Source organism: Sabulicella flocculans, assembly GCF_045449635.1.
Lineage (GTDB): Bacteria > Pseudomonadota > Alphaproteobacteria > Acetobacterales > Acetobacteraceae > Roseococcus.
In genome coordinates, this window is the sequence record NZ_JBJJBR010000018.1 from 31329 (window position 1) to 55656 (window position 24328).

Below are 24328 nucleotides of genomic sequence, written 5' to 3' on the forward strand. Positions count from 1 at the left end.
CGCGCCGGGCTTGGGAAAGGTGTCACGCGCTCCATATTCATCCCCATGGAACCCGCGACCGTCATCCTGCCCCGCGCGCACGACCTGGGCGGCTTCGAGGTGCGCCGCGCCCTGCCGGCCCGGCAGCGCCAGATGGTCGGCCCCTTCATCTTCCTGGACCAGATGGGCCCCGGCGAGTTCCTGTCCGGGCAGGGGCTGGACGTGCGCCCGCACCCGCATATCGGCCTGTCCACCCTGACCTACCTGTACGAGGGGGAGATCCTGCACCGCGACACGCTGGGGGTGCGCCAGCCCATCCGCCCCGGCGAGGTGAACTGGATGACCGCCGGCCGCGGCATCGCCCACAGCGAGCGCACCGACCCCGGCCAGCGCGGCCAGGCCAACCGGCTGTTCGGCATCCAGTCCTGGGTGGCGCTGCCCAGGGACGCGGAGGAAACCGCCCCCGCCTTCTTCCACCACGCCGCGGAGGAGCTGCCCTTCGCCGAGGATGGCGGCATGCGCCTGCGCCTGGTGGCGGGCGAGGGCTGGGGCCTGCGCGCGCCCGTCGCTGTTTCCTCCCCGCTGTTCTACGCCGACGTGGTGCTGGCCCCTGGCGCCGCCGTGCCCCTGCCCGACGGGCACGAGGAGCGCGCCGCCTACGTCTCGACCGGCGAGGTGCGGGTGGCCGACCAGGGTTTCGCGGCCGGGCGGCTGCTGGTGTTCCGCGCGGGCGACCGGCTGTCCCTGCATGCCGGGCCGGCGGGGGCGCGGCTGCTGCTGCTGGGCGGCGCCGCCATGGACGGCCCGCGCTTCCTGTTCTGGAACTTCGTCTCCTCCTCGCGCGAGCGCATCGAGCAGGCCAAGGCCGACTGGAAGGGCGGCCGCTTCGGCACCGTGCCGGGCGACGAGGGCGAGTTCATCCCCCTGCCCGAAGGCCGCGTGAGCCTGCGCGCCGAGGGGCGGCACGTCGCCGAGGGCTCGCCCACCAGCTGAAGGCGCGCCGCCTCAGCGCAGCGGCGAGTCGTAGAGCCAGGCCATGGCCTCGCGCCATTGGCCCTGGGTCTTGGCGCCCATCACGGCGTCGCGCAGCGCGGCGTGGGTGCCGGCGGGGTGGTAGACGTGGTCGCCCACCGCGCGGGATTGCAGCGTCACCCGCGCGGTGCGCAGCAGCCGCGCCGCCTGGTAGCGCGCCAGCGCGCCTTCCGGCGCGTCCGGCGTGGCGGCGAGTTCGCGCGCCAGCACCACCGCGTCCTCCAGCGCCATGCAGGCGCCCTGCGCCAGGTATTGCAGGGTGGGGTGGGCGGCGTCGCCCAGCAGGGCCACGCGGCCGTCCTGCCAGCGCTCCGCCGGCTCGCGGTCGCACAGCACCCAGCGCTTCCATTCGGGGCCGGCGGCGATGATGCCCTGCGCGACCGGGTGGACGTGGGCGAAGGCGTCCAGCACCCGCTGGCGCTCCACCGGCTCGCCCGCCACCGGCTCGCTGGCGTGGTCGTGCGCCGTCACCACCAGGTTGAACAGCTTCCAGCCCGACAGCGGGTAGTGGACGATGTGGCACTTGGGCCCCGCCCACAGGGTGGCGGCGTTCCAGCGCAGCGCCTCGGGCATCATCTCCACCGGGATGACCGAGCGGTAGGTGGTGTGCCCCGACACCCGCGGCGCGCCGTCGGCCAGCATCTGCGCCCGCACGCGCGAGTGCAGGCCGTCCGCCCCCACCAGCAGCGCGCCCTCCGCCGCCGTGCCGTCGGACAGCCGCGCCTGGACGGCGGCGCCGTCCTGCGCGTAGCCCGTCACCCCGGCAGCGGTGCGCAGGGTGACCAGCGGGTGCTCCCGGCAGGCGCGCAGCAGCACGCCGTGCAGCTCGCCGCGGTGCACCACGGCGTAGGGGGCGCCGAAGCGCTCGCGGAACTCCGCGTCCAGCGCGATGGTGGCGATGTCGCGCGCCGTCACGGCGTCCATCAGGCGCAGCGCGTCCACCTGCACCGCCATGGCGCGGGCCTGCGGGCCGACCCCCAGCGCGTCGAAGGCGTGGAAGGCGTTGGGGCCGAGCTGGATGCCCGCGCCGATCTCGCCCAGCTCGCGCGCCTTCTCCAGCACGGTGGCGCGGAAGCCGGCGCGCGCCAGCGCCAGGGCGGCGGCCAGCCCGCCGATGCCGCCGCCGGCCACGAGGATGTCCTTCATGGGGCGGCAGCGGACACGGATTCGCGCCGCAGGTCCAGCACGGCGCGGGTGCCGGGGGCGGCGTCCTCCATCCGCACCTGCCCGCCATGGGCGGCGGCGGCGGCGGCCACCAGCGCCAGCCCCAGCCCGGTGCCGGGGGTGGCGCGCGCCTGGTCCAGCCGGTGGAAGCGGCGCAGCACCGCCGCGCGCTCGCCCTCCGGGATGCCCGGCCCGTCGTCGCTGACGCGCACCACCGGGCCGGGCGCCAGCTCCAGCAGGATGCGCGCGCCGCCGTGGGCGATGGCGTTCTCCAGCAGGTTGGCCAGGGCCTGGCGCAGCAGGGCGGCGTCGCCGGGCAGCGTCACGCCCGGCGCCACCCGCGCCTCCAGCGCCTTGCCGGCCTCCTCGGCCACCGCGCCGAAGGTCTCGGCGGCCTCGTGGCACAGGGAGGACAGGTCCACCGGGCGGAAGCCGGCGGCCAGCGCGCCGGATTCGGCGCGGGCGATGCGCAGCAGGGCGGCGAAGGTGGCCAGCACGCGGTCCAGCTCGGCGATGGCGGCCTCGCGCGCGCCGCCGCCTTCCAGCAGCTGCCGCAGGCGCGACAGCGGGGCGCGCAGCTCGTGCGCGATGTCGTCCGTCACCTGGCGCTGGGCGATGCTCTGCGCCTCAATGCGCGCCAGCAGGGCGTTCACCGTGGCGGTCAGCCGGCCCATCTCGTCCGTGGGCGTGCCCAGGGGCAGGCGGCGCGACAGGTCGCCGTCCATGATGGCGCGGGCGGCCAGGCTGGCCTCGCCCAGGCGGCGCTCCATGCCCGCGGCGGCCAGGAAGCCCAGCGCCAGGGCCAGCAGCGCGGCGATGCCGCCGGCCAGCGGCGGCACCACGGCCAGGGCGGCGGCGGCGCGGTCGGTCGCGCTCAGGTCGGTGGCCAGCACCAGGGTGCCGCCGCCGGGCAGCCGGGCGCCCAGGGCGCGGCGGCGCGGCTGGCCGCCGCCGGCGGGCAGGGTGGCGAAGCCCTGCAGGGCGGGGGGCGCGCCGGGCAGGTGGCCGGCCAGCCGCTGCCCCGTGGGGCCCAGCAGCGCCACCTGCATCGGCCCCCGCCGGCGGGCGTGGCTGTCCACCGCCACCGCCAGCGCGCCCAGGCCCAGCTCCTCGTATTCGCGGGCGAAGGCCTCCGCCTCCCCGGCGATGGTGAGGTCGAGCTGCTGGCGCAGCGCCTGCTCGCCCCGCCAGAACGCCCAGCCGGAGCCGAGCAGCGCCAGCACCAGCATCACCGTGCCCGACAGCGCGGCGGCGCGCAGCGCGAAGGAGGAGCGCCTCACCGCCGCCCCGCCGCCCCGCAGCCGGCGACGTGGCGGCGAGGCGCCATCCTGCCCCCAGGCGCCGGGCCGCCCCTCCGGGGCCTGGCCTGGCGCCGCGCCGCGGCGGCACGGGCCGGCTGGCGGCGGGCCACGCCCTGCGCGGCCTGCTCAGCCCAGGGCATAGCCGGCGCCGCGGACGGTGCGCAGCAGCGGCGGCTCGCCGGGGCCGTCCAGCTTGCGGCGGAGGCGGCTGACATGGACGTCCACCACGTTGGTGGTGGGGTCGAAGGCGTAGTCCCACACCTTCTCCAGCAGCATGGTGCGCGTCAGCACCTGGCCGGGGTGGCGCAGGAAGAATTCCAGCAGCCGCCATTCGGTGGGCAGCAGCTCGATGCGCCGGGCGCCGCGCGTCACCTGGCGGGCCAGCAGGTCCATGCGCACGCCCGCGTGCTCCAGCACCGCGTCGGCGGCGGCGGGGGCGGCGGGGCGGCGGGCCAGGGCGCGCACGCGGGCGCGCAGCTCGGTGAAGGCGAAGGGCTTGGCCAGGTAGTCGTCGGCGCCGGCCTCCAGCCCTTCCACGCGCTTCTCCACCTCGCCCAGCGCGGTGAGCATCAGCACCGGGGTGGCGACCTGGCTGGCGCGCATGGCGCGCACGATGGACAGGCCGTCGGCGCCGGGCAGCATGCGGTCGGTGACGATGACGTCGAAGGATTCGTTCAGCGCCATGAACATGCCGTCGCGGCCCTGGCGCGCCACCTCCACCACGTGCCCGTCCTCGCGCAGGCCCTTGGCCACGTAGTCGGCGGTGGCCTTGTCGTCCTCGATGACGAGGATCCTCACTCCACCACGCCCTTCACCGGCAGCTTCAGGTAGCGCACGCCGTTGCTCTCCGCCTCCGGGAAACGCCCGGCGCGGATGTTCACCTGGATGGAGGGCAGCAGCAAGGCGGGGGGCCTGAGCGTGGCGTCGCGCTCCTGGCGGAAGCGCACGAAGCCGTCCTCGCCCAGCTTCAGGTGCGGGTTGTGCGCCCGCTGCAGCGCCACGGTGGATTGCCAGGCGAACTCGTCGCGGCCCGGGGCCTTGTAGTCGTGGCACATCCACAGCCGCGTGTGGTCCGGCAGCGCCAGCAGCCGCCCGATGGAGCGCCACAGGGCGCGGCAGTCGCCGCCCGGGAAGTCGCAGCGGGCGGTGCCGTAGTCGTGCATGAACAGGGTGTCGCCGACGAAGACGTCGTCCCCGATGCGGTAGGCGATGTCGGCCGGGGTGTGGCCGGGCACGTGCAGCACCTCCACCTCCAGCGCGCCCAGGGGGAAGCGCGCGCCATCCGCCCACAGGTCGTCGAAGTCCTCCGGCCCGGCCTCGGTGTCGAACACCGGGCGGAAGATGCGCTGCACCTCGGTGATGCGCGCGCCGATGCCGATGCGCGCGCCGGTGCGCGCCTTCAGCCACGGCGCGGCGGTGAGGTGGTCGGCGTGGGCGTGCGTCTCCAGGATGCGGGTGACCGTGACGCCTTCGGCGCGCGCGGCGTCGAGGATGGCCTGGGCGGCGGCGGTGCCGGCCTCGCCCGCCGCCTGGTCCCAGTCCAGCACGGGGTCCAGCACGGCGCCCTGCCGGGTATCCGGGCACCACACCAGATAGGACACGGTGTTGGTGCCGGGGTGGAAGAAGGCGCGGATGGCGGCTGGCATGGCGGTGTCCTCCGGGCTTGCATATAAGCAAGTGCTTATCTACATCGCAAGCATGGACATGGTGATGCAGGGCATGGAGGCGAAGGCGGCGGAGGCCGCGCGCGTGCTGCGCCTGCTGGCGAACGAGAACCGCCTGCTGCTGCTGTGCCACCTGGCCGGCGAGGGCGAGGCCAGCGTCAACCGCCTGGCCGCGCTGGTCGGCCTGTCGCAGCCCGCGCTGTCCCAGCACCTGGCCCGGCTGCGGCAGGACGGGCTGGTGGCGGCGCGGCGCGACGCGCAGCAGGTGTTCTACCGCCTGGCCGACCCGCGCGTGGCGGCGCTGCTGGCCGCCATGCGCGCCATCTTCTGCCCCGAGGACGAGACATGACCCCGCACGAGACCGCCGCCGCCCTGCGCGCCGGCACCCCCCTGGTGGACATCCGCGAGGCCGACGAGTTCCGCCGCGCCCACGTGCCCGGCGCGGTGAACCACCCGCTGTCGCGGCTGGACGCCGCCGCCCTGCCGCCCGGCGCGGTGGTGATGTGCCAGTCCGGCGCGCGCTGCGCCCCGCTGGCCGCCGCGCATCCGGTGCTGGAGGGCGGCCTGGCGGCCTGGGAGCGCGCCGGCTTGCCGGTGGCGCGGGATGCCAAGGCGCCGCTGCCCCTGATGCGGCAGGTGCAGGTGGCGGCGGGCGCGCTGGTGCTGGCCGGCGTGCTGGGCGGGGCGCTGGTGGCGCCGGGCTTCTACGCCCTGGCGGGCTTCGTCGGCGCCGGGCTGGTCTTCGCCGGCCTCACCGGCTTCTGCGGCATGGCGCGGGTGCTGGGCGCGATGCCCTGGAACCGTCAGGGCGCCTGAGCCAGCCACGCTGCGCCACGCGCCTCGGCCGGCAGGGGGGTGGCGGGGCTTTCCATGAAGCGCAGCATGTCGGCCGCCACCTCGTTGCGCAGGCGGTCGCGCAGCAGCAGGTGCCAGCCCTCGGGGTACAGGGCCACCCGCGGCGCCCCGGCGTCGCGCAGGGCGCGGCGGGCGATGGCGGCGGGCACCACGGCGTCGCGCGCGCCCACCATCACCAGGGTGGGCGTGGCGCGCGTGGCCAGTTCCGGCAGGGCGGCCACCGCGGCGTCCATCAGCCCCACCATGCCGCCCACCACGTCCACCCGGATCTCGCGCAGGGTCAGCGGGTCGCGCGCGAAGCGCTCAAGCGCGGCGCGGTTGTCGCTGGCGGCGATGCCGCCCACCCCGGCGCTGGCCGCCATGGCCGGCACCACGCGCTGCGCCAGGCCCAGCGGCGCGCGCAGCAGCCCGGACAGGTAGGGCCCGCCCCAGATGGCCGGCGCCGAGAGGATGACCCCCGCCACCCCCGGCGGGTCGGCCAGCAGCGCCACCGCGCCGCCCATGGATTCGCCGAGCACGAAGAAGGGCAGGCCCGGGTGCTGCGCCCGCAGCAGGGCGACGGCGGTGCGCGCGTCCTCCACCATCGCCGCGGTGCCGGGCCAGAAGCCGCGGGTGGCGGTCCAGCCGAAGCCGCGGTGGTCCATGGCGTGCAGCAGCACGCCGCCGGCGGCCAGGATGGGGCCCGCATCCTCCAGGAAGTTGCCGCCGTGGTCGTTCAGCCCGTGCAGCGCCAGCGCCACGAAGCGCGGCGGCCCCGGCGGCTGCCAGCGGCGCAGCGGCAGGCGCATGCCGTCGGGCATCACCAGCGCCGCCACCGGGTCCGGCCCGGCGGGGCGGGGCAGGGGGGGCTGGGTGCCGAAGGCCCAGCCCAGGCGCGGCGCGGCGCGCGGCAGCGGGGCGCTCCAGCCGGGCTCCACGCGCGCCGGGCCCACCGGCGGCCCGGCGCCGCGGGTGACGGGGGTGCAGGCGGGCAGCAGGGCGAGGCAGAGCAGGGCGGCGCGGCGGGTCACGCCCCCCAGCATAGGGGCGCGGGGTCGCCCGTCGAACCCCGCCGCGCTATGGTCGGGCGCGACGCAACGCCCCGACGGATGTTCCCCACCCATGCGCGACAAGACCACCGGCTACTCCCCCCGCCCCGTGCCCGGCGTGACGCCGGCCGAGCGCATCATGGTCACCACGCGCACCCCGATGTGCGACGGCGGCTCGGTGGCGCTGGGCCACCCCAAGGTGGCGCTGCGCATCGAGGGCGACAGCGTCACCTGCCCCTACTGCTCGCGCACCTTCGTGCTGGCCGAGGGCGCGGGGCATGACGACCATCACTGAGGCCGGCACCACGGAGGCGGAGCAGCCGCACCTCGTCCTGGTGGACGGGTCGGGCTACATCTTCCGCGCCTACCACGCCCTGCCGCCGGTGACGCGGCCGGACGGCACGCAGGTCAACGCCGTCTTCGGCTTCTCCCAGATGCTGGAGCGCTTCCTGCGCGAGCACACGGCCAGCCACCTGGCCGTGGTGTTCGACGCCGCCCGCAAGACCTTCCGCAGCGAGATCTACCCGCAATACAAGGCCCACCGCCCGGAGCCCGACCCGGAGCTGGTGCCGCAATTCGCCCTGATCCGCGAGGCGACCGAGGCCTTCGGCGTGGCGCAGGTGGAGCAGCCGGGCTTCGAGGCCGACGACCTGATCGCCGCCTATGCGCGGGCGTTCACCGCCCAGGGCGGGCGCGTCACCATCGTGAGCAGCGACAAGGACCTGATGCAGCTCATCCGCCCCGGCGTGGTGATGCAGGACCCCATCAAGCGCGCCGAGATCGGCGAGGCGCAGGTGAGGGAGAAGTTCGGCGTGGCGCCCGCCATGGTGGCCCAGGTGCAGGCCCTGGCCGGCGACGCGACGGACAACGTGCCCGGCGTGCCCGGCATCGGCGTCAAGACCGCCGCCCAGCTGCTGGCCGAGTATGGCGACCTGGAGACGCTGCTGAGCCGCGCGGCGGAGATCAAGCAGCCCAAGCGGCGCGAAACCCTGCTGGCCCATGCGGAGAACGCCCGCATCTCGCTGAAGCTGGTGACGCTGGACGAGCACGCGCCGCTGCCCCAGCCGGTCGAGGCGCTGGCGACCCGCGCGCCGGAGCCGGCGCGGCTGCGCGCCTTCCTGGAGGAGAACAACTTCCGCTCCATCCTCGGCCGCACCGGGCTGGGGGCGGCCGCCGAGGGCAAGCAGGATTTCCGCCGCAGCGCCGCCCCGGCCGCGGCACCCGCGCCCGCCGCGGTGGACGTGACGGCGCTGTCCTTCGGCCCCTACCGCGCCATCCAGGACCTCGACGCGCTGAACCAGCTGCTGCTGCGCGCGCGCGAGACCGGCGTGCTGGCGCTGGACACCGAGACGGACAGCCTGGACGCGCTGCACGCCCGCGTGATCGGCATCTGCCTCGCCGTCGCACCGGGCGAGGCCGCCTACGTGCCGCTGCGCCACGGGCCCGGCCCCGCGGACCCGCGCGCGGCGGCGCAGGGCAGCCTGGGCGGCCTGGGCGGCGAGCCCGCCGCCCCGCCGGGCGAGGCCGCGCCCGAGGCGCCGCGCCAGATTGCCTTCGACGACGCCGCGGCCGCGCTGCGCCCGGTGCTGGAGGACCCCACGGTCCTCAAGCTGCTGCTGAACGCCAAGTACGACCTGGAGGTGCTGGCCCAGGCGCAGAACGGCGCGCTGCGCGTGGCCCCCTTCGACGACGTGATGCTGGTGTCCTACGCGCTGGATGCCGGGCGCCACGGGCATGGCATGGACGAGCTGGCGCAGCTGCACCTGGGCCATGCCTGCCTGTCCTACAACGAGGTGACGGGCACCGGGCGCGCGCGCATCCCCTTCGCGCAGGTGCCGCTGGACAAGGCGGTGGCCTACGCCGCCGAGGACGCCGACGTCACGCTGCGCCTGTGGCAGCTGCTGAAGCCCCGCCTGCTGCCGGAGAAGGCGCTGGCCACCTACGAGCAGGTGGAGCGCCGCATGGTGCCGGTGCTGATGGCGATGGAGCAGCGCGGCATCCGGCTGGACCGCGCCGAGCTGGAGCGCATCGGCGCCGATTTCAGCGAGCGCCTGGTGGTGCTGGAGGCGCGCTGCCACGAGCTGGCCGGGCGGCCCTTCGCCATCGGCTCGCCCAAGCAGCTGGGCGAGATCCTGTTCGAGGAGATGGGGCTGAAGGGCGGCCGCAAGTCCAAGGCGACGGGGGCCTATTCCACCGACGCCGCGGTGCTGGAGGACCTGGCCGCCCAGGGCCACGCCCTGCCGCGCGCCGTGCTGGAATGGCGCCAGCTGGCCAAGCTGAAATCCACCTACGTGGAGGGACTGACGGCGCAGATCGCCGCCGATGGCCGCGTGCACACCGACTTCTCCATGGCCATCACCAGCACCGGGCGGCTGAGCAGCACCGAGCCCAACCTGCAGAACATCCCCATCCGCACGGAGGAGGGCGCGCGGCTGCGGCGCGCCTTCATCGCCGAGGACGGGCACGTGCTGATGGCCGCCGACTATTCCCAGATCGAGTTGCGGCTGCTGGCGCACCTGGCCGAGGTGCCCTCGCTGGTCGAGGCGTTCCAGGCGGGGCAGGACATCCATGCCCGCACGGCGGCCGACATCTTCGGCCTGCCGCTGGAAGCGGTGGACAAGGAGGCCCGCCGCCGCGCCAAGACGCTGAACTTCGGCATCATCTACGGCATGAGCGCCTTCGGGCTGGCCGGGCGGCTGGGCATCCCGACCGGCGAGGCCAAGGGCGTCATCGACGCCTATTTCGCCCGCTATCCCGGCATCCTGGCGGCGATGGAGCGCATCAAGGAGGAGGCGCGGGCCAGCAAGCACGTGCTCTCGCCCTTCGGGCGGCGGCTGTGGATCCGCAACATCGACGACCGCAACCCCGCCTTCCGCGCCGGCGCCGAGCGCCAGGCGATCAACGCCCCCTTCCAGGGCGGCGCGGCGGAGGTCATCAAGCGCGCCATGGTGCGCGTGCCCCGCGCCCTGGACGAGGCCGGGCTGGGCGCGCGCCTGCTGCTGCAGGTGCATGACGAGCTGGTGCTGGAGGTACCGGAGCGGGAGGTGGAGCCCACCGCCGCCCTGCTGAAGGGCGTGATGGAGGGGGTGGCGGCGCTGCGCGTGCCCCTGCTGGTGGAGATCGGCCACGGCCGCACCTGGGCGGAGGCGCATTGAGGTGAGCTTCGCGCGGGAGGAGCGGCGGATCCTGGGCAGCGTGTCGGGGGCGCATTTCGTCTCGCACGTGCACATCCTGGCGCTGCCACCGCTGTTCCCGCTGCTGCGCGATTCCTTCGGGGTGGGCTTCGTCGAGCTGGGGCTGGTGCTGACGCTGTTCAACGTGGTCAGCGCGCTGACCCAGGCGCCCATGGGCTTCTGGGTGGACCGCTTCGGGCCGCGCCGGGCGCTGGTGGGCGGGCTGCTGCTGGGCGGGCTGGCCTTCGTGCTGGCCGGGCTGATGGGCAGCTACGCCGGGCTGCTGCTGGCCGCGGTGCTGGCCGGGCTGGCCAACGCCGTCTACCACCCCGCCGACTACGCCATCCTGGGCGCCGCGGTGGCGGAGAAGCACGTGGGGCGCGCCTTCTCGCTGCACACCTTCGCCGGCTACCTCGGCTCCGCCGTCGCGCCGGCCTTCATGCTGGGGGCTGCGTGGCTGTTCGGCGCGGCGGGGGCGCTGGTGGCGGTGGGGCTGCTGGGGCCGCTGGCCGCCCTGCCCCTGCTGCGCGAGGCCGCGGGCGAGCGCATGGGCCCGCCCCGCGCCGCCGCCGCCGCCGGGGCGCCGCGCATCCTGTCGCCCACCGTGCTGCTGATGACCGGCTTCTTCGTGATGATCGCCCTCAGCTCCGGCGCCGTCGGCTCCTTCGCCGTCTCGGCCTGGGAGCAGGGGCAGGGGCTGTCGCTGGTGCACGGCAACATGGCGCTGACCGCCTGGCTGGCGATGAGCGCGGCCGGGGTGCTGGCCGGCGGCTGGGTGGCCGACCGCACGCGCCGGCACGGGCTGGTGGCGGCCGGCGGCTTCGCGGCGGCCGGGGCGCTGATCCTGCTGGGCGGGCTGGTGCCGATGGGGGTGGCGCCGCTGGTGGCGGTGATGGGCGCCTCGGGCTTCCTGTCCGGTCTCATCATGCCCTCGCGCGACATGCTGGTGCGCGCCGCCGCCCCGCCGGGCCAGGCCGGGGCGGTGTTCGGGGTGGTGAGCACCGGCTTCAACATCGGCGGCGTGGTGGGCCCGCCCATCTGGGGCTGGATGCTGGACCACGGGCAGCCGCAGGGGGTGTTCGCCGGCGCGGCGGGCTTCATGGGGCTGGCGGTGGCGATGGCGCTGTGGGGCGAGCGGCGGCGCGCCGTGCGGGTGGCGGCCGCGGCGGAGTAGCCTGCGTCAGGCCGCGTGGGCGCGCAGATCCTCCAGCGCGCAGTGGCGCAGGGCGGCCATGTTGGTCGCGTCCAGCACCACGCGCGGGGCGCAGCCGGCTTGGCGCGCCTGCTCCCAGCGCATCGCGCACAGGCACCAGCGGTCGCCGGGGTGCAGCCCGGGGAAGGGGTAGGCGGGGCGCGGCGTCGAGAGGTCGTTGCCCGCGGCGCGCGAGAAGGCCAGGAACTCCGCCGTCATCACCGCGCAGACGGTGTGCGAGCCGTGGTCCTGCGCGTCGGTGCGGCAGCAGCCGTCGCGGTGCCAGCCGGTGAGGGGGTCGTGCGAGCAATCGGCCAGCGGCCCGCCCAGCACGTTGCGCGGCGAGGGCCCGCCGCCGAAGGAGGCGCCGTCGGGCATCTCAGCGCGGCATGCAGGCCAGGGCGCCGCCGGGGCGCTGTTCGGCCTCCAGCACGGCGCGGGCCTCGGCGAGGCGGGCGAGGCGCTGGGGCTGCGGTTCCTCGCGCCCGCAGGAATCCGGGCGGATGGGGCTGGCGGTGTCGGTGCGCCACTGGCGGCGCAGGGCGGCGCGGGCGCGGGCGAAGTCGGTGCGCACGGCGTCGTTCGGCCAGTCGGGCGCGATGCGGGCGAGGATGGCGAGCACCTGTTCCTCCAGCGCGGCGGCCTGGGCCATCACCTGCGGCTCGCGCAGGCCGCAGGCTTCGCGCAGCGTCTGCGACTCGACGGCGCGCAGGCCCATGTCGCGCAGGGCGGCGCGGGCGTTGCGGCAGTCGGGCGGGGCGGGCGCCTGGGCGAAAGCAGGCGCAGCGATGACCGGAAGCGCAACCAGCGCTCCCAAGGCAAGCAAAGCGACGCCCCCCGAGCATGCGGCCGCACGGCGGACGCCGCCACCCTTCAGGGTGGCGAAGCCAAGGCGGGCGGATGCCCGCCGCCCGGCGTAGCAGCGGCCTTCGGCCGCTGCGGTGAGGGCACAAAAAAGGGCGATCAAGGCGGCCGCTTAGGCGGCCGCCTTGATCGCGACGGCCTTCACGTCCTCGCCCACCGCGCCGGCGAAGGTCTCGAAGTTCTGCTCGAAGCGGGCCACCAGCTCGCGCGCGGTGCGGTCATAGGCGGCCTTGTCGGCCCAGGCGTCGCGCGGGTTCAGCACCTCGGCCGGGATGCCGGGCACCGACTTGGGGATCATCAGGCCGAAGAACGGGTCCTGCACGAACTCCACCTGCGCCAGCGAGCCGTCGAGCGCCGCGCGCAGCAGGGCGCGGGTGTGCTTGATGGACATGCGGCTGCCGGTGCCGTAGGCGCCGCCGGTCCAGCCGGTGTTCACCAGCCAGCAATCGGCGCCGTCGCGCGCGATGCGCTCGGCCAGCATCTGGCCGTACACCTCGGGGTGGCGCGGCAGGAAGGGGGCGCCGAAGCAGGTGGAGAAGGTGGCCTGCGGCTCCTTGCCCAGCCCCTTCTCCGTGCCGGCCACGCGCGCGGTGTAGCCGCTGAGGAAGTGGTACATCGCCTGGGCGGGCGACAGCTTGGCGATGGGCGGCAGCACGCCGAAGGCGTCGGCGGTCAGCATCACCACGTTGCGCGGCAGCCCGGCCACGCCGCCCGCCACCGTGTTCGGGATGAACTCGATGGGGTAGCAGGAGCGCGTGTTCTCCGTGTGCCGGTTGTCGTCCAGGTCCAGCGCGCCGCGCTCGTCGGCCACCACGTTCTCCAGCACGGCGCCGAAGCGGTGGGAGGCGTCCCAGATCTGCGGCTCGGCCTCCTTGGACAGCTTGATGACCTTGGCGTAGCAGCCGCCCTCGAAGTTGAACACGCCGGTGTCGCTCCAGCCATGCTCGTCATCGCCGATCAGCGCGCGCTCGGGGTCGCTGCTCAGGGTGGTCTTGCCGGTGCCGGAGAGGCCGAAGAACAGCGCCGTGTCGCCCGCCTTGCCCACATTGGCCGAGCAATGCATCGGCAGCACGCCGCGCGCCGGCAGCAGCCAGTTCATCACGGTGAAGATGCTCTTCTTGATCTCGCCGGCATAGGAGGTGCCGGCGATCAGGATGGTGCGCGCGGCGAAGCTCAGCGCGATGCAGGTGGAGGTGCGGCAGCCATCGGCGGCCGGGTCGGCTTCGTATTCCGGGGCGTGCAGGATGGTGAAGTCGGGGGTGAAGCCCTCCAGCTCGTCCGCCGGCGGGCGGATGAACATGTTGCGGGCGAACATGGCGTGCCAGGCGTTGGTGGTGACCAGCCGCACGCGGATGCGGTGCGCCGGGTCGGCCCCGGCATACAGGTCCTGGGTGAACAGCACGGGGCGGGCGGCCAGCCAGCCGCGCACCTTGCCGGCCAGCCCGGCGAACTTCGCCGGGTCCATCTTCTGGTTGACCTTGCCCCACCAGACCTCGGCCGTCACCTCGGGGTCGTCCACCACGAACTTGTCCTGCACGGAGCGCCCGGTGTGCTGGCCGGTGAGCGCGATGAAGGCACCGTCGGCGGAAAGCCGCCCCTCGTTGCGGGAAAGCGCGTGCTGCACCAGCGCCGGCGCGGACAGGTTGGCGTGGACCGTGGCGGCAGCGGCGACGCCGGTTCCGGCGAGGGCGGGTGCGGTCATGCGAGAATCCCAGTGTTGCGTTCGCCCGGCGGCGCGCGAGGCCCCGGCGGCGCTCGCAATCCGACACGGTTGCGGCGGAAATACGGCGCGCCCGCGCGGGTGGTCAACCGCGTGGGGACGCAGGTGCAGCACGCGTCCATGACGCCGCAGGGAGTCGGCGGGGTTTACACCTCGGGGGCGAAAGAGCGGCCCGCATCGCTCCCACATTGAGCAAGGCCCTGGAAAAGCAGAAATCCAGAGATCATCCAATTTCTGGCACGATGATTGCTTTTCTGGGCGGGCGGCCCATTTGCTCCGGGCTGCATGACTTGGCAAGGAACCGCAAGATGAAGGCGCCCTGGAAGACCCTCACCCTCGCGGCCGCCGCCGTCGCCGCCCTGTCCGCCGCGCCCCGCCCGGCGGAGGCCGCCCTGGTCCTGCTCGGCCAGGGCGAGATCGGCGGCACCGGGCTGGGCACGGTGAACACCGTGCTGACCCTGCAGCGCAGGGGCGGCGCCACCACGGAAACCGGCTCCGTCTCCTGGAACGGCACCGCGGACGTCCGCACCGGCGACGCGCAGACCGGCGCCTCGCAGACCCAGACCCGCACCCTGGGCGCCATCGGCGCCGACGAGGCGAATGAGCTGCGCATCGTCTTCAACGCCTCCGAGCCGGCGGGCGGCTCCATCAACCTCAACTCGCTGGTGCTGACGCTCTACGGCAGCAACGGCACGTCGCTGTTCACGCAGTCGCTGGCGGCGGGCATCACCTTCACCAACACCAACACCGGCACGGGCAATTCCGGCTTCATCTTCGGGCTGGACGCCGCCGGCATCGCCGCCGCCGGCACCGCCTTCAGCGACCCGCTGACCCGCATCGGCCTCAGCGCCTCGCTGTCCGACGCGCAGGGCGGGCAGGAAACCTTCTACGCCATCGCCATCCCCAACCCGGTGGTGCCGCCGCCGCCGCCGCCGGTGGGCGTGCCGGTGCCGGGCGCGATGGCGCTGTTCGGGCTGGGGCTGCTGGGCCTCACCGGCCTGCGCCGCCGCGGCTGAGCCGCGCTTCGCGGGCGGCGCGCACCAGCGCCGCCCGCACCGCGTCCGGGCTGCGGGCCGGGGCGGCGAAGGGCAGGCGCAGCACCGCTTCCCCCAGCAGCAGGTCGCAGCCCTCCGGGTCCACCGCGGACAGGCGCCAGGGGCCGTCGGCGCCGCCCAGCGCGGCGGCGATGGCGCGCACGGCGTCCGCGTGGTCCTGGTTCACATGGGCCAGGATGCCGGCCTCGGCGGCCGCCACCGCCTCGTGGCCCGGGGCCAGCGCCTCGGCGCGCAGGCGGGTGGCGCGGGCGAAGCCGCCCACCAGCAGGGCGGCGCCCGGGCGGACCCGCCACAGGGCGAAGTCGCTGAAATCGGCGTAGAGGGCGGCGTAGGGGTGGCGGGCCAGCCAGCGCGCCTTCAGCGCCGCGTCCTCGATGCGCTCCGCCACGCCGGTGAGGGTGACGCGCGGCGCGGTCTGCGGGTTCGCCGTTTCCGCCTCGCCGGTGAACAGCAGGGCGCAGCGCCCCTCGCGCCCCAGCTGCCGGGTGTGCTCGCTGAGCGTGGAAAGCCAGAGCAGCACCGACAGGTCCGGCGCGGTGGCGGGCGTCACCAGCGCGGCGAAGGGCTGGCCGTCGGCCTGGGTGGCGAGGGTGGCGCTGCGGGCGGCGCGGATGAGCTGGCGGGCCTGGAAGGCGGTGTCCTCGGTCATGCGGGAAGGGTGGCGCGGCGCGGCGGCGGGTCAAGCGTTGACCGCCCGGCGCGGGGCGGCGCAGGGTGGACCCATGCCCCGCCATGCGCCCATCCCGCTCCTCCTCGCGCTGCTGGCGGCCTGCGCGTCGCCCCCGCCGCCGGCCGAGCCCTTCCCGGCCGCCATCGGCCCGGTGCCGCTGCATGGCGGCGGCGAGGGGCGCATCGAGCCGCTGCGCGACGGCGTCTTCGTGCTGGTGGGCGCGCCGGAGGGCGCGGTGCCGGTGTCCGGGCTGCGCGGCCTGCAGGATGCGCGGCTGGTGGCGACCACCCGCCTGGGCGAGGAGGGGCTGGCGCTGCTGGCCGGCAGCGTGCCCGGCTGCGCGCTGCGCCACGTGCTGGTGGCGGTGCGCGCCGAGGCCGTGCGCTCCTTCCCCCTGCCGGATTGCGCGCGCACCTACGCGCTGGCTCCCGCCTCCGACGGGCGCGCGGTGGCGGTGCACGAGGCCGGCAGCCTGCTGCCCGTGGTGTTCGTCTACCGCGACGGCCAGGTGATGGGCCCGGTGGTGGCGCGGCCCCGCCAGCCGTGACGCGCCGGGGCGGTCAAGGGCCGGGACCTGGCCCGCGACGCGCCATCGGGGTCTGAGGCGTCGCGCCGCCCATCAGCGCCAGCCCTTCCGCGACCGAGGTGAACTCGCCCCCCGCGGCCACGCGCGCGGCGCCGAAGCGCGCCTCGAACAGGCGGCGGATGGCGGGCACCAGGGAGGTGCCGCCGGTGAGGAAGACGCGGTCCACCGCCGGGCTGCCGGCGTCTCGCAGGGCGGCGTCCACCGCCTCGCCGATGCGGCGCAGCTCGGGCGCGATCCAGGATTCGAACTGCGCCCGCGTCACCTCGGCCTGCAGCCGCGTGCCCTCATGCGCGAAGTCGATGGTGGTGGCCTCGGCGCGGGACAGCGCGGCCTTGGCGCCGGCGACGGCCTGGTACAGCGCGTAGCCCGCTTCGTCCTCGATCAGGCGCAGCAGGGCGCGCAGGCGCTCCGGGTGCTCGGCGGTGCGCGTCACCGCCTCGATGTCGCGCAGGGTGCGGGGGGCGCGCATCAGCGACAGCAGGTGCCAGCGCGCGAAGGACAGGTACCAGCCCGCGGGCACCGGCATCGGCTGGCCCATCACCTCGTAGGTGGTGCCCTTGCCCAGCAGGGGCGACAGGGCGTGGTCGATGATGCGGAAATCCAGCGCGTCGCCGGCCAGCCCCAGCCCGGCATGGCCCAGCGCGCGCACCTCGGCGCCGTCGAAGCGCAGCACGGAGAAGTCGGAGGTGCCGCCGCCGAAATCCGCCACCAGCACCGTCGCCGGCCCGTGCAGCGTGGCGGCGAAGCGCTGGCCGGCAGCGGCGGGCTCCAGCGCCAGCCTCACGTCGTCCAGCCCGGCCTGGGCGCAGGCGGCGCGCAGCCGGCGCTCGGCCAGCTCGTGGTCGGCGCGCTCGCCCACGAAGCGCACCGGGCGGCCGACGGTGACGCGCGCGCCCGCCAGCGCCTCGCGGTGCGGGGCCAGCACCTCGCGCAGGAACAGCGCCACCAGCCCTTCCAGCGTCCAGGCGCGGCCGGCGATGCGCGTCTCGGTGAAGGAGCGCTGGCCGAGGTAGCTCTTCATGGACATGATGAGGCGCGCGGCCAGCGGGTCCTCCAGGTAGCGCGCGATGGCGGCGGCGCCCGCGGCGGGCGGGTGCCCGTGCGCGAAGCAGAGCACGGAGCGCGCAGGGTCCGTCGCGCCGCCGCGCAGGGCGATGACGGTGTTGGTGGTGCCGAAGTCGATGCCGACCGAGGGTGCGTTGGCGCGCATGGGGCGCGGGTTGAAGCCCGGCCCGGCGCGCGCGTCAAATCGCCGCCACGCGCGCCCAGGTTCCGCTGCGGGCGGATTCGTGGATGGCCTCGATGGCCAGCAGGTCGCGCAGGCCTTCCTCGCCCGGGGTGCGGGGCGCGGTGCCGTCCAGCACGCAGCCGGCCATGTGGTCCATCATCGCGGCGAACTGGTTGCGCAGCGGCAGCAGCACCTCCGTCTCCGTCTCGCCCTCGGGCGCGATCCACATGCGGCGCAGGTCGTAATCGGTGGCGGGGTCCATGCGCAGCGTCGCCTTCTCGCCCAGCACGGACAGGCGCTTGGTCTCGCGGTAGGAGTAGGAGGTGCTGCCCTGCGTCAGCAGGCCGGACGCCATGCGGAACTGCCAGGTGACGCGGTCCTCCACCTCGGGGAAGCGGGGGTCGGTGGTCATGGTGGCCAGCGCCTCGGCGGGTTCCTCGCCGGAGAGGTAGCGCATGGCGTTGACGGCGTAGATGCCGACATCGTGCAGCGACCCGCCGCCGGCAATGGCCTTGCGGATGCGCCATTCGTCGGCCGGTTCCTCCGGCTTCACCGGGCGGCCGTGGTCGGAGGTGATGAGGCGCAGCGGGCCGAGTTCGCCCTCCCGGACGCGGCGGATGGCCTCGCGGTTGAAGCCTTCGTATTGCGCGCGGTAGGCGGTCATCAGCAGGCGGCCGGCGGCGCGCGCGGCGGCGATCATGGCGCGGGCGTCGGCGCTGGTGGTGGCCAGCGGCTTCTCGCACAGCACGTGCTTGCCGGCGGCCAGCGCGCGCTCGGTGAAGGGGCGGTGGAAGATGTTGGGCAGGATGACGTAGACCACCTGCACCTCGGGGTTGCGCGCCACCTCCTCGAAGGAGTCATAGGAATAGGTGGCGGGGGCGCCGTGCTGGGCGGCGACTCGCCGCGCCTTCCCGGCGTCGCCGCTGACCACGGCGGCGAGGCGCGCCTTCCGGCAGGCGCCGAAGGCCGGCAGGATCTGGTTCAGCGCGAACTTGCCCAGCCCGACCACGGCGAAGCCGACGCGGCGTTCCGGCGGCAGGAAGGGCTCGGCCTCCAGCTTGGGCATCGGGCGGCCAACCAGCGCGGGGGCGGCCGGCTGGGCGGCGGCCGCGCCGGCGGCGAGGACGGGGGCGGCGGCGAGCAGGGTGCGGCGATCCATCCGCCCCCAACGCCTCAGTCGGGCGTGGGCTTCCCGCGCAGCGCCTTGGTGGTGCCGCGCTTGGTCTTGCTGTCCATGCGGCGGGTCTGGCTGCCGCGGGTGGGCTTGGTGGGGCGGCGCTTGGGCGGGGGCGGCTTGTGCGCCTCCTCCAGCATCGCCACCAGCCGGGCCATCGCTTCCTCGCGGTTGCGCTCGCGCGTGCGGTGCTCCTGCGCGGTGATGACCAGGACGCCGTCCTTGGTCATGCGCCGGCCGGCGAGCGTGCGCAGGCGCAGCCAGATGCGCTCGCCGTAGCCCGCCTTGGCGGCGCGGAAGCGGAGCTGCACGGCGGTTTCCAGCTTGTTGACGTTCTGGCCGCCGGGGCCGGAGGCGCGCAGGAAATCCTCCTCGATCAGGGCGGGGTCGGGCGTCATTCGCGCGCGATGCCCAGTTGGCGCAGCAGCGCCTGGTTGGAGGCGGCCTCGGCGGCGAAGCGGGCGCGCAGGGTGGCGCCGTCGGTGAAGCTGGGCACGCCGTTCAACCGCTCGGCGGCGGCGCGGAAGCCCTCGCTGCGCACGGCGCGCTCGCAGGCGCGCTCGATGGTGGCGGCCACGGCATCCGGCAAGCCCGCCGGGGCGATCAGGCCGCCATAGGTGGTGCCCTGCATCGGGAAGCCGGCCTCGGCGGTGCTCGGCGCGTCGGGCAGGCCGGGCAGGCGGGCGGCGCCCAGCACGGCGGCGACCGGCAGGCCGGTGGCGGCCGGGATGGCGGCGGATTCGATGAAGGCCATGATCTGCCCGCCCAAGGCGGCTTGCGCCATCGGCCCCGCCCCGGTGAAGGGCACGTTGAGCCCCGTCACGCCCGCCGCCGCCAGCAGCTGCGCCATCAGGATGTGCTGGGTGGAGCCGACGCCGGGCGTGCCGAAGACCAGCGCCTCCCGCCCCGTGCGCGCATGGGCGATCATCCCCGTCAGGTCGCGGAACGGCGCGTTGCGGCCGAGGATCAGCACCTGCGGGTTGTCATAGACCAGGCACAGGGTGCGGAAGCTGTCGGGCGTGTAGGACGCGCCTTGCAGGAAGGGCTGCGTGGTCATCGCGTTGTTGGGGCTGATGCCGATGGTGTAGCCGTCCGGCCGGGCGCGGGCGATCTCGGCATTGCCGATGGCGCCGGCGGCGCCGCCGCGATTCACCGCCACCACCGTCTGCCCGAGTTCGCGCGACAATTCCGCCTGCAGGGCGCGGGCCATCAGGTCGGTGTTGCCGCCGGGCGGGAAGGGGATGATCAGCTGCACGGGGCGCGCGGGGAAATCCTGCGCCATGGCGGGCAGGGCGAGCAGCAGCAGGGCGGCGAGCAGGCGCGTCATGGTGGTTCCTCCAGGTGGCGCTGCATCGGCATGTCGTCCTTCAGCGCCACGCCGGTGGCGCCCAGCGCGCGCGCCCCGCGCAGCAGCCAGCGCAGCTTGGCAGCCGCATCCGACGCCGTCATCCCGCCCGGGCGGATGTTGGAGATGCAGTTGCGCTCGGCATCCGTGCGGCCGGGGCGCGGCGCCCAGGTGAGGTAGAGGCCGACGCTGTCCTGCGCCGAAAGGCCCGGGCGCTCGCCGATCATCACCACCACCGCCTCGGCGCCCATCGCGGCGCCGATGGCGTCGCCGATCGCCACGCGGGCCTGCAACGCGACCACCACAGGCCAGCCGGCGGCGAAAGCGCGCAGCAGCGCCGGGCCATGCGCCTGCACGCCCGCGGCGCAGAGGCCATCGGCCACCACCACGACGATACCGCCGCTGCGCGTCAGGGCGGACAGGTCCTCCGCCCGCGCCTGCCGGCCGAGGTCGGGGCGCAGCAGGTATTCGCGCCGGTCCCGCGCGCGCGAATGCACCACGGGCGCGGCGAAGGGCGCGGGGTCCAGCGCGGACCACACCGCGTCGCGCGCCGCGGCGTGCGCTTCGGCGAGGTCCAGCAGCGCCTTCGTCGGCAGGGCAGTGCCGGCGCGGCCCAGCGCCACGCGCGCCTCGGTGAAGCGGCGCAGATGGGCGGGCAGCATCACGCCAGCCCGATCAGCGCGGGCGAGAGCGCCGCCGGGATGCGCGCGCCGTCACCGATGCCCATGCGCTCCAGCCAGGCGGCGAATTCCGGCGCCGGGCCGCGGCCGGACAGGGCGCGGGCCGTCAGGCCGTCGTGGAAGGAGGTGCTCTGGTAGGCCAGCATCACGTCATCCGTGCCGGGCACGCCCATGATGTAGGTGACGCCCGCCGCGGCCAGCGCCAGCAGCAGCGCGTCCATGTCGTCGGGGTCGGCCTCGGCGTGGTTGGTGTGGCAGATGTCCACGCCCATCGGCAGGCCCAGCAGCTTGCCGCAGCAATGGTCCTCCAGCCCGGCGCGGAGGATCTGCTTGCCGTCGAACAGGTATTCCGGGCCGATGAAGCCGACCACGCTGTTCACCAGCAGCGGGTCGAACTGGCGCGCCACCGCATAGGCGCGGGCCTCGACCGTCTGCTGGTCCACGCCATGATGCGCGTTCGCCGACAATGCGCTGCCCTGGCCGGTCTCGAAATACATCACGTTGGCGCCGGGGTGGCGGGCCTGCGCGGCGTCCTGCGCCTCCCGCAGCATGGCCAGCGAGACGCCGAAGGAGTCGTTGGTGCGCTGGGTGCCGCCGATGCTCTGGAACACTAGGTCCACCGGGGCGCCGGCCTCCATCGCCAGCAGGCTCGTCGTCACGTGGCACAGCACGCAGCCCTGGGTGGGGATGTCGTAGCGCGTGATGACCTCGGCCAGCAGTTCCAGCAGGCGGCGCACGGCGTCGAGGTTGTCGGTGGCGGGGTTGATGCCGATGCAGGCGTCGCCGGCGCCCAGCAGCAGCCCGTCCAGGATGGCCGCCGCCACGCCGCGCGGGTCGTCGGTCGGGTGGTTGGGCTGCAGCCTGATCGCCAGGGTGTCGGCGCCGCCCAGCGTGGTGCGGAAGCGCGTGCGCACGCGGCACTTGCGCGCGATGGAAACGAGGTCGCTGACGCGGCACAGCTTGGTGACGGCGGCCGCCATCTCCGGCGTCAGCCCGCGCGCCAGCGCCGAGACCTGCCGCGGTTCCGCCGCCAGCAGCCAGTCGCGCAGCGCGCCCACCGTCAGCGAGGCCACCGGCGCGAAGGCCGCCGCGTCATGCTGGGCGATGATGAGGCGCGTCACGTCGTCCGCCTCCGGCGGGATGACCCACTCGTGCAGGAAGCGGCGCAGCGGCAGGTCGGCGAGCGCCCGCTGCGCCGCCACGCGTTCCCCCGCGCTGGATGCCGCCACGCCGGCCAGCATGTCGCCCGAGCGCGGCGGCGTGGCCTTGGCCAGCAGCGCGCGCAGGTCGTCGAACACGAAGCTGGTGCCGCGGATGGTGGAACGGAACGCCATGGACCCCGCCTTGCCAGATGGTGCCGATGCGGGAAAGCTGCGCGCGGAACCGGGGGAAGGTCCAGATGGAATCCGCGCCGAACGCGCAGGCCACGTGGCCCGATGATCTGTATGGCTTGCTGAAGCAGCACGGCATCTGCCAGGTGGCGCTGGTGCCCGATGCCGGCCATGCCCGGCTGATCCGCCGCTGCGAGGCCGACAACGACCTGCGCGTGGTGACGCTGACCACCGAGGAGGAGGGCATCGCGCTGATGCAGGGCGCCTGGCTGGGCGGGCAGAAATCGGTGCTGCTGATGCAGTCCTCCGGCGTGGGCAACTGCATCAACATGCTGTCGCTGAGCGGCATCCATCGCTGCCCAATGCCGATGATCGTGACGATGCGCGGCGATTTCGGCGAATTCAACCCGGCCCAGGTGCCGATGGGCCAGGCCACCCAGGCGGTGCTGGAGGCGATGGGCACCATCGTCCACCGCGCCGACCGGGCGGAGGACGTGATCCCCACCGTGGAGGCGACGCTGAAGCTGGCCTTCAACACCTTCCGCCCCGCCGCCACGCTCCTCGGCCAGCGGGTGCTGGGCGCCAAGACCTTCGGGAAGGATGACTGACATGCTGGACCGCAGGGAGCTGTGCGCGGCCGTGCTGCGCGACCGCGGGCCGATGCTCTGCGTCGCCTCGCTGGGCGCGGCGGCCTGGGACATCACCGCCATCGGCGACGGGCCGCAGAACCTGCCGCTGTGGGGCGGCATGGGCGGGGCGGCGATGATCGGCCTGGGCCTGGCGCTGGCGCAGCCGGAGAAGCCGGTGCTGGTGATCGCCGGGGATGGCGAGATGCTGATGGCGGTGGGCAGCCTCGCCACCATCGCGCACCAGGCGCCGCGCAACCTGTCCATCCTCGTGCTCGACAACGAGCATTACGGGGAGACGGGTATGCAGACCACCGCCACGCGCCACGGCACCGATTTGGTGGTGATGGCGCAGGGCGCGGGCATCGCGCGCACACGGCGCATCGCCTCGCTGGAGGATGCGGCCGCCTTCCGTGCCGAGGTGCTGGCCATGGGGGGCTGCAGCTTCGCCCTGGCGAAGATTGACCCCGCGCCCAAGCCGCTGGTGCTGCCGCCGCGCGAGGGGGCGTATCTCCAGGCGCGGATGCGCGAACACCTGCTGGGCCCCGCCGCCCACACGGCCTGATCCCCACGACGTTGCTGCGCAACGCCGCGGGGGCCCCGTCCACGGCACCCATCCTGGACACGTCGCTCCTCCTCCCGCGGCCAGGCCGCGGGAGGGCCCCGAAGAGGAAAACGCCATGCCCCACGTCGCCCTGCTGCGGAACCTGCACCCGGATGCGGAGGCGCGGCTGCGCGCCGAGCCGGGCTTCACCGTCGAGGTGGTGAAGAACCCGCATGGCGAGGAACTGCGCGACGCCATGACGCGCGCCGAGGCCATCGTGGTGCGCGCCACGCCGATCAACGCCGAGTTCATCGCCTATTCGGACAAGCTCTCCATCGTCGCGCGCCACGGCGTCGGCTACGACCAGGTGGACGTGCCGGAGCTGACCAAGCGCGGCATCCCGCTGACCGTGACGGCCGACGCCAATGCGCTCAGCGTGGCCGAGCACGCGATGATGCTGATGCTGTCCCTGGCCAAGCAGGTGCGCGTCTTCGACGAGAACACCCGCGCCTTCAAGTGGAGCACCACCGACGCCCCCACCGCCTGGGACCTGGCGGGGATGACGGTGCTGGTGGTGGGCTTCGGGCGCATCGGCGGGCGGGTGGCGCGGCTGTGCCACGCCTTCGGCATGGACGTGCTGGTGCATGACCCCCACGTGCCGATGAACACGGTGAAGGGCGCGGGCTTCCGCCACGCCAAAACGCTGGAGGAAGGGCTGGCCCAGGCCGATTGGGTGACGATGCACTGCCCCTCCAACGCCGCCAATCGCGGCATGGTCAATGCCGGCTTCCTGGCGGCGATGAAGCCGGGCGCGCATTTCGTGAACACCGCCCGCGGCACGCTGGTGCAGGAGGAGGCGCTGGCCGCCGCCCTGCGCGCCGGCCACCTCGCCGGCGCCGGTCTGGACGTGTTCGAGCGCGAGCCGGTGGACGCGCCCAACCCGCTGTTCGGCATCCCCAATGTGCTGATGACGCCGCACAGCGCCGCCGGCACGGTGCAGGGGATGCGGCGCATGGGCCTCTCCGCCGTGGGGTCCATCATCGCGCACTTCACCGGGCAGGTGGACCCGGACAACGTGGTGAACCCCGAGGTGCTGCGCCGCAACGCTTGAGGCAGC

26 protein-coding genes are annotated in these 24328 nt (G+C 74.8%); 11 read left to right on the forward strand and 15 right to left on the reverse strand.

The features are described 5' to 3' along the window. Nucleotides 1-45 precede the first annotated feature (45 nt). Nucleotides 46-972 carry a pirin family protein gene (locus tag ACI6QG_RS15105; protein WP_407025406.1) on the forward strand — a complete coding sequence of 309 codons (927 nt, stop codon included), beginning with the start codon at nt 46-48 and terminating at the stop codon, nt 970-972. 12 nt (nt 973-984) lie between these two features. Here ACI6QG_RS15105 and ACI6QG_RS15110 read toward each other — a convergent pair whose 3' ends face one another. The 4 genes from ACI6QG_RS15110 to ACI6QG_RS15125 form a co-directional block, all read right to left on the reverse strand. Then, on the reverse strand, nt 985-2157 hold the full coding sequence (locus tag ACI6QG_RS15110) for a 3-hydroxybenzoate 6-monooxygenase (protein WP_407025407.1): 1173 nt from the start codon (nt 2155-2157) through the stop codon (nt 985-987). Further along, the gene (locus ACI6QG_RS15115) at nt 2154-3455 is read right to left on the reverse strand and encodes a sensor histidine kinase (protein ID WP_407025408.1); all 1302 of its coding nucleotides are present in this window, start codon (nt 3453-3455) and stop codon (nt 2154-2156) included. The genes ACI6QG_RS15110 and ACI6QG_RS15115 overlap by 4 nt, the downstream gene beginning before the upstream one ends. Before the next feature lie 147 nt (nt 3456-3602). Beyond that, complete coding sequence (locus ACI6QG_RS15120; RefSeq protein WP_407025409.1) at nt 3603-4274, reverse strand: winged helix-turn-helix domain-containing protein; 672 nt, start codon at nt 4272-4274, stop codon at nt 3603-3605. Next, nucleotides 4271-5122, reverse strand: a complete 852-nt coding sequence (locus ACI6QG_RS15125; RefSeq protein WP_407025410.1) for an MBL fold metallo-hydrolase — start codon at nt 5120-5122, stop codon at nt 4271-4273. The genes ACI6QG_RS15120 and ACI6QG_RS15125 overlap by 4 nt, the downstream gene beginning before the upstream one ends. Nucleotides 5123-5174: 52 nt before the next feature. Between ACI6QG_RS15125 and ACI6QG_RS15130 the strand changes: the two genes are divergently transcribed. After that, nucleotides 5175-5489: an ArsR/SmtB family transcription factor gene (locus ACI6QG_RS15130; RefSeq protein ID WP_407025411.1), complete on the forward strand. Its 315-nt coding sequence runs from the start codon at nt 5175-5177 to the stop codon at nt 5487-5489. Beyond that, nucleotides 5486-5956: a rhodanese-like domain-containing protein gene (locus tag ACI6QG_RS15135; RefSeq protein WP_407025412.1), complete on the forward strand. Its 471-nt coding sequence runs from the start codon at nt 5486-5488 to the stop codon at nt 5954-5956. The genes ACI6QG_RS15130 and ACI6QG_RS15135 overlap by 4 nt, the downstream gene beginning before the upstream one ends. Here the strand turns inward: ACI6QG_RS15135 and ACI6QG_RS15140 are convergent. Beyond that, entirely contained in the window at nt 5944-7005 is a 1062-nt protein-coding gene (locus ACI6QG_RS15140) for an alpha/beta fold hydrolase (RefSeq protein WP_407025413.1), read from the reverse strand. The two genes, ACI6QG_RS15135 and ACI6QG_RS15140, sit on opposite strands and share 13 nt — an antisense overlap. A gap of 91 nt (nt 7006-7096) precedes the next feature. On the opposite strand from ACI6QG_RS15140, the gene ACI6QG_RS15145 reads away from it, so the two are divergent. Genes ACI6QG_RS15145 through ACI6QG_RS15155 form a run of 3 tightly spaced genes read left to right on the forward strand, consistent with a single transcriptional unit; the run spans nt 7097 to nt 11370 of the window. After that, nucleotides 7097-7318, forward strand: coding sequence for a zinc-finger domain-containing protein (locus tag ACI6QG_RS15145; RefSeq protein WP_407025414.1), 222 nt, complete (start codon nt 7097-7099; stop codon nt 7316-7318). Further along, the gene (polA, locus tag ACI6QG_RS15150) at nt 7302-10178 is read left to right on the forward strand and encodes a DNA polymerase I (protein ID WP_407025415.1); all 2877 of its coding nucleotides are present in this window, start codon (nt 7302-7304) and stop codon (nt 10176-10178) included. The genes ACI6QG_RS15145 and polA overlap by 17 nt, the downstream gene beginning before the upstream one ends. A 1-nt stretch (nt 10179) precedes the next feature. Then, a complete protein-coding gene (locus ACI6QG_RS15155) occupies nt 10180-11370 on the forward strand; it encodes an MFS transporter (protein WP_407025416.1) in 1191 nt (396 codons plus the stop codon). 6 nt (nt 11371-11376) lie between these two features. On the opposite strand, the gene ACI6QG_RS15160 is transcribed toward ACI6QG_RS15155, so the two are convergent. The 3 genes from ACI6QG_RS15160 to ACI6QG_RS15170 all read right to left on the reverse strand — a co-directional run bounded on the left by ACI6QG_RS15160 (nt 11377) and on the right by ACI6QG_RS15170 (nt 13954). Beyond that, nucleotides 11377-11766 carry a DUF2237 family protein gene (locus tag ACI6QG_RS15160; RefSeq protein WP_407025417.1) on the reverse strand — a complete coding sequence of 130 codons (390 nt, stop codon included), beginning with the start codon at nt 11764-11766 and terminating at the stop codon, nt 11377-11379. A gap of 1 nt (nt 11767) precedes the next feature. Further along, entirely contained in the window at nt 11768-12205 is a 438-nt protein-coding gene (locus ACI6QG_RS15165) for a hypothetical protein (RefSeq protein WP_407025418.1), read from the reverse strand. A gap of 159 nt (nt 12206-12364) precedes the next feature. Then, the gene (locus tag ACI6QG_RS15170) at nt 12365-13954 is read right to left on the reverse strand and encodes a phosphoenolpyruvate carboxykinase (protein ID WP_407025419.1); all 1590 of its coding nucleotides are present in this window, start codon (nt 13952-13954) and stop codon (nt 12365-12367) included. Between the two features lie 326 nt (nt 13955-14280). On the opposite strand from ACI6QG_RS15170, the gene ACI6QG_RS15175 reads away from it, so the two are divergent. Next, entirely contained in the window at nt 14281-14988 is a 708-nt protein-coding gene (locus ACI6QG_RS15175) for a PEP-CTERM sorting domain-containing protein (protein ID WP_407025420.1), read from the forward strand. On the opposite strand, the gene ACI6QG_RS15180 is transcribed toward ACI6QG_RS15175, so the two are convergent. Then, on the reverse strand, nt 14963-15676 hold the full coding sequence (locus ACI6QG_RS15180) for a HugZ family pyridoxamine 5'-phosphate oxidase (RefSeq protein WP_407025421.1): 714 nt from the start codon (nt 15674-15676) through the stop codon (nt 14963-14965). The two genes, ACI6QG_RS15175 and ACI6QG_RS15180, sit on opposite strands and share 26 nt — an antisense overlap. A 73-nt stretch (nt 15677-15749) precedes the next feature. On the opposite strand from ACI6QG_RS15180, the gene ACI6QG_RS15185 reads away from it, so the two are divergent. After that, the gene (locus ACI6QG_RS15185) at nt 15750-16244 is read left to right on the forward strand and encodes a hypothetical protein (RefSeq protein WP_407025422.1); all 495 of its coding nucleotides are present in this window, start codon (nt 15750-15752) and stop codon (nt 16242-16244) included. 13 nt (nt 16245-16257) lie between these two features. Here the strand turns inward: ACI6QG_RS15185 and ACI6QG_RS15190 are convergent, their stop codons facing one another. From ACI6QG_RS15190 to ACI6QG_RS15215, 6 genes are read right to left on the reverse strand one after another with little or no spacing between them, the layout of a single operon-like run. Further along, nucleotides 16258-17493 carry an Hsp70 family protein gene (locus ACI6QG_RS15190; protein WP_407025423.1) on the reverse strand — a complete coding sequence of 412 codons (1236 nt, stop codon included), beginning with the start codon at nt 17491-17493 and terminating at the stop codon, nt 16258-16260. 34 nt (nt 17494-17527) lie between these two features. Beyond that, a complete protein-coding gene (locus tag ACI6QG_RS15195; RefSeq protein WP_407025424.1) occupies nt 17528-18670 on the reverse strand; it encodes a Gfo/Idh/MocA family protein in 1143 nt (380 codons plus the stop codon). 14 nt (nt 18671-18684) lie between these two features. Then, nucleotides 18685-19083 (reverse strand): alternative ribosome rescue aminoacyl-tRNA hydrolase ArfB, encoded by a 399-nt coding sequence (gene arfB, locus ACI6QG_RS15200; RefSeq protein ID WP_407025425.1) that lies wholly within the window; start codon nt 19081-19083, stop codon nt 18685-18687. Then, nucleotides 19080-20012 (reverse strand): tripartite tricarboxylate transporter substrate binding protein, encoded by a 933-nt coding sequence (locus ACI6QG_RS15205; protein ID WP_407025426.1) that lies wholly within the window; start codon nt 20010-20012, stop codon nt 19080-19082. Before ACI6QG_RS15205 ends, arfB begins: the two co-directional genes overlap by 4 nt. After that, nucleotides 20009-20692: an ethanolamine ammonia-lyase subunit EutC gene (gene eutC, locus ACI6QG_RS15210; RefSeq protein ID WP_407025427.1), complete on the reverse strand. Its 684-nt coding sequence runs from the start codon at nt 20690-20692 to the stop codon at nt 20009-20011. The genes ACI6QG_RS15205 and eutC overlap by 4 nt, the downstream gene beginning before the upstream one ends. After that, nucleotides 20692-22044 (reverse strand): ethanolamine ammonia-lyase subunit EutB, encoded by a 1353-nt coding sequence (locus ACI6QG_RS15215; RefSeq protein WP_407025428.1) that lies wholly within the window; start codon nt 22042-22044, stop codon nt 20692-20694. The genes eutC and ACI6QG_RS15215 overlap by 1 nt, the downstream gene beginning before the upstream one ends. Nucleotides 22045-22109: 65 nt before the next feature. Here ACI6QG_RS15215 and ACI6QG_RS15220 point away from each other — a divergent pair, with 65 nt between their 5' ends. The 3 genes from ACI6QG_RS15220 (at nt 22110) to ACI6QG_RS15230 (ending at nt 24322) form a co-directional block, all read left to right on the forward strand. Then, nucleotides 22110-22649: a phosphonopyruvate decarboxylase gene (locus ACI6QG_RS15220; RefSeq protein ID WP_407025429.1), complete on the forward strand. Its 540-nt coding sequence runs from the start codon at nt 22110-22112 to the stop codon at nt 22647-22649. Nucleotide 22650: 1 nt separating this feature from the next. Further along, a complete protein-coding gene (locus tag ACI6QG_RS15225) occupies nt 22651-23232 on the forward strand; it encodes a thiamine pyrophosphate-dependent enzyme (RefSeq protein ID WP_407025430.1) in 582 nt (193 codons plus the stop codon). 115 nt (nt 23233-23347) lie between these two features. Next, entirely contained in the window at nt 23348-24322 is a 975-nt protein-coding gene (locus ACI6QG_RS15230) for an NAD(P)-dependent oxidoreductase (RefSeq protein WP_407025431.1), read from the forward strand. The last annotated feature ends 6 nt before the right edge of the window (nt 24323-24328 follow it).

Coding starts and splice junctions, on each gene's coding strand:
- ACI6QG_RS15105 (WP_407025406.1), top strand. CDS start 46: ATGGAACCCGCGACCGTCATCCTGCCCCGCGCGCACGACCTGGGCGGC.
- ACI6QG_RS15110 (WP_407025407.1), bottom strand. CDS start 2,157: ATGAAGGACATCCTCGTGGCCGGCGGCGGCATCGGCGGGCTGGCCGCC.
- ACI6QG_RS15125 (WP_407025410.1), bottom strand. CDS start 5,122: ATGCCAGCCGCCATCCGCGCCTTCTTCCACCCCGGCACCAACACCGTG.
- ACI6QG_RS15130 (WP_407025411.1), top strand. CDS start 5,175: ATGGACATGGTGATGCAGGGCATGGAGGCGAAGGCGGCGGAGGCCGCG.
- ACI6QG_RS15135 (WP_407025412.1), top strand. CDS start 5,486: ATGACCCCGCACGAGACCGCCGCCGCCCTGCGCGCCGGCACCCCCCTG.
- ACI6QG_RS15145 (WP_407025414.1), top strand. CDS start 7,097: ATGCGCGACAAGACCACCGGCTACTCCCCCCGCCCCGTGCCCGGCGTG.
- polA (WP_407025415.1), top strand. CDS start 7,302: ATGACGACCATCACTGAGGCCGGCACCACGGAGGCGGAGCAGCCGCAC.
- ACI6QG_RS15160 (WP_407025417.1), bottom strand. CDS start 11,766: ATGCCCGACGGCGCCTCCTTCGGCGGCGGGCCCTCGCCGCGCAACGTG.
- ACI6QG_RS15170 (WP_407025419.1), bottom strand. CDS start 13,954: ATGACCGCACCCGCCCTCGCCGGAACCGGCGTCGCCGCTGCCGCCACG.
- ACI6QG_RS15175 (WP_407025420.1), top strand. CDS start 14,281: ATGAAGGCGCCCTGGAAGACCCTCACCCTCGCGGCCGCCGCCGTCGCC.
- ACI6QG_RS15180 (WP_407025421.1), bottom strand. CDS start 15,676: ATGACCGAGGACACCGCCTTCCAGGCCCGCCAGCTCATCCGCGCCGCC.
- ACI6QG_RS15185 (WP_407025422.1), top strand. CDS start 15,750: ATGCCCCGCCATGCGCCCATCCCGCTCCTCCTCGCGCTGCTGGCGGCC.
- ACI6QG_RS15190 (WP_407025423.1), bottom strand. CDS start 17,493: ATGCGCGCCAACGCACCCTCGGTCGGCATCGACTTCGGCACCACCAAC.
- ACI6QG_RS15195 (WP_407025424.1), bottom strand. CDS start 18,670: ATGGATCGCCGCACCCTGCTCGCCGCCGCCCCCGTCCTCGCCGCCGGC.
- arfB (WP_407025425.1), bottom strand. CDS start 19,083: ATGACGCCCGACCCCGCCCTGATCGAGGAGGATTTCCTGCGCGCCTCC.
- ACI6QG_RS15205 (WP_407025426.1), bottom strand. CDS start 20,012: ATGACGCGCCTGCTCGCCGCCCTGCTGCTGCTCGCCCTGCCCGCCATG.
- eutC (WP_407025427.1), bottom strand. CDS start 20,692: ATGCTGCCCGCCCATCTGCGCCGCTTCACCGAGGCGCGCGTGGCGCTG.
- ACI6QG_RS15215 (WP_407025428.1), bottom strand. CDS start 22,044: ATGGCGTTCCGTTCCACCATCCGCGGCACCAGCTTCGTGTTCGACGAC.
- ACI6QG_RS15220 (WP_407025429.1), top strand. CDS start 22,110: ATGGAATCCGCGCCGAACGCGCAGGCCACGTGGCCCGATGATCTGTAT.
- ACI6QG_RS15225 (WP_407025430.1), top strand. CDS start 22,651: ATGCTGGACCGCAGGGAGCTGTGCGCGGCCGTGCTGCGCGACCGCGGG.
- ACI6QG_RS15230 (WP_407025431.1), top strand. CDS start 23,348: ATGCCCCACGTCGCCCTGCTGCGGAACCTGCACCCGGATGCGGAGGCG.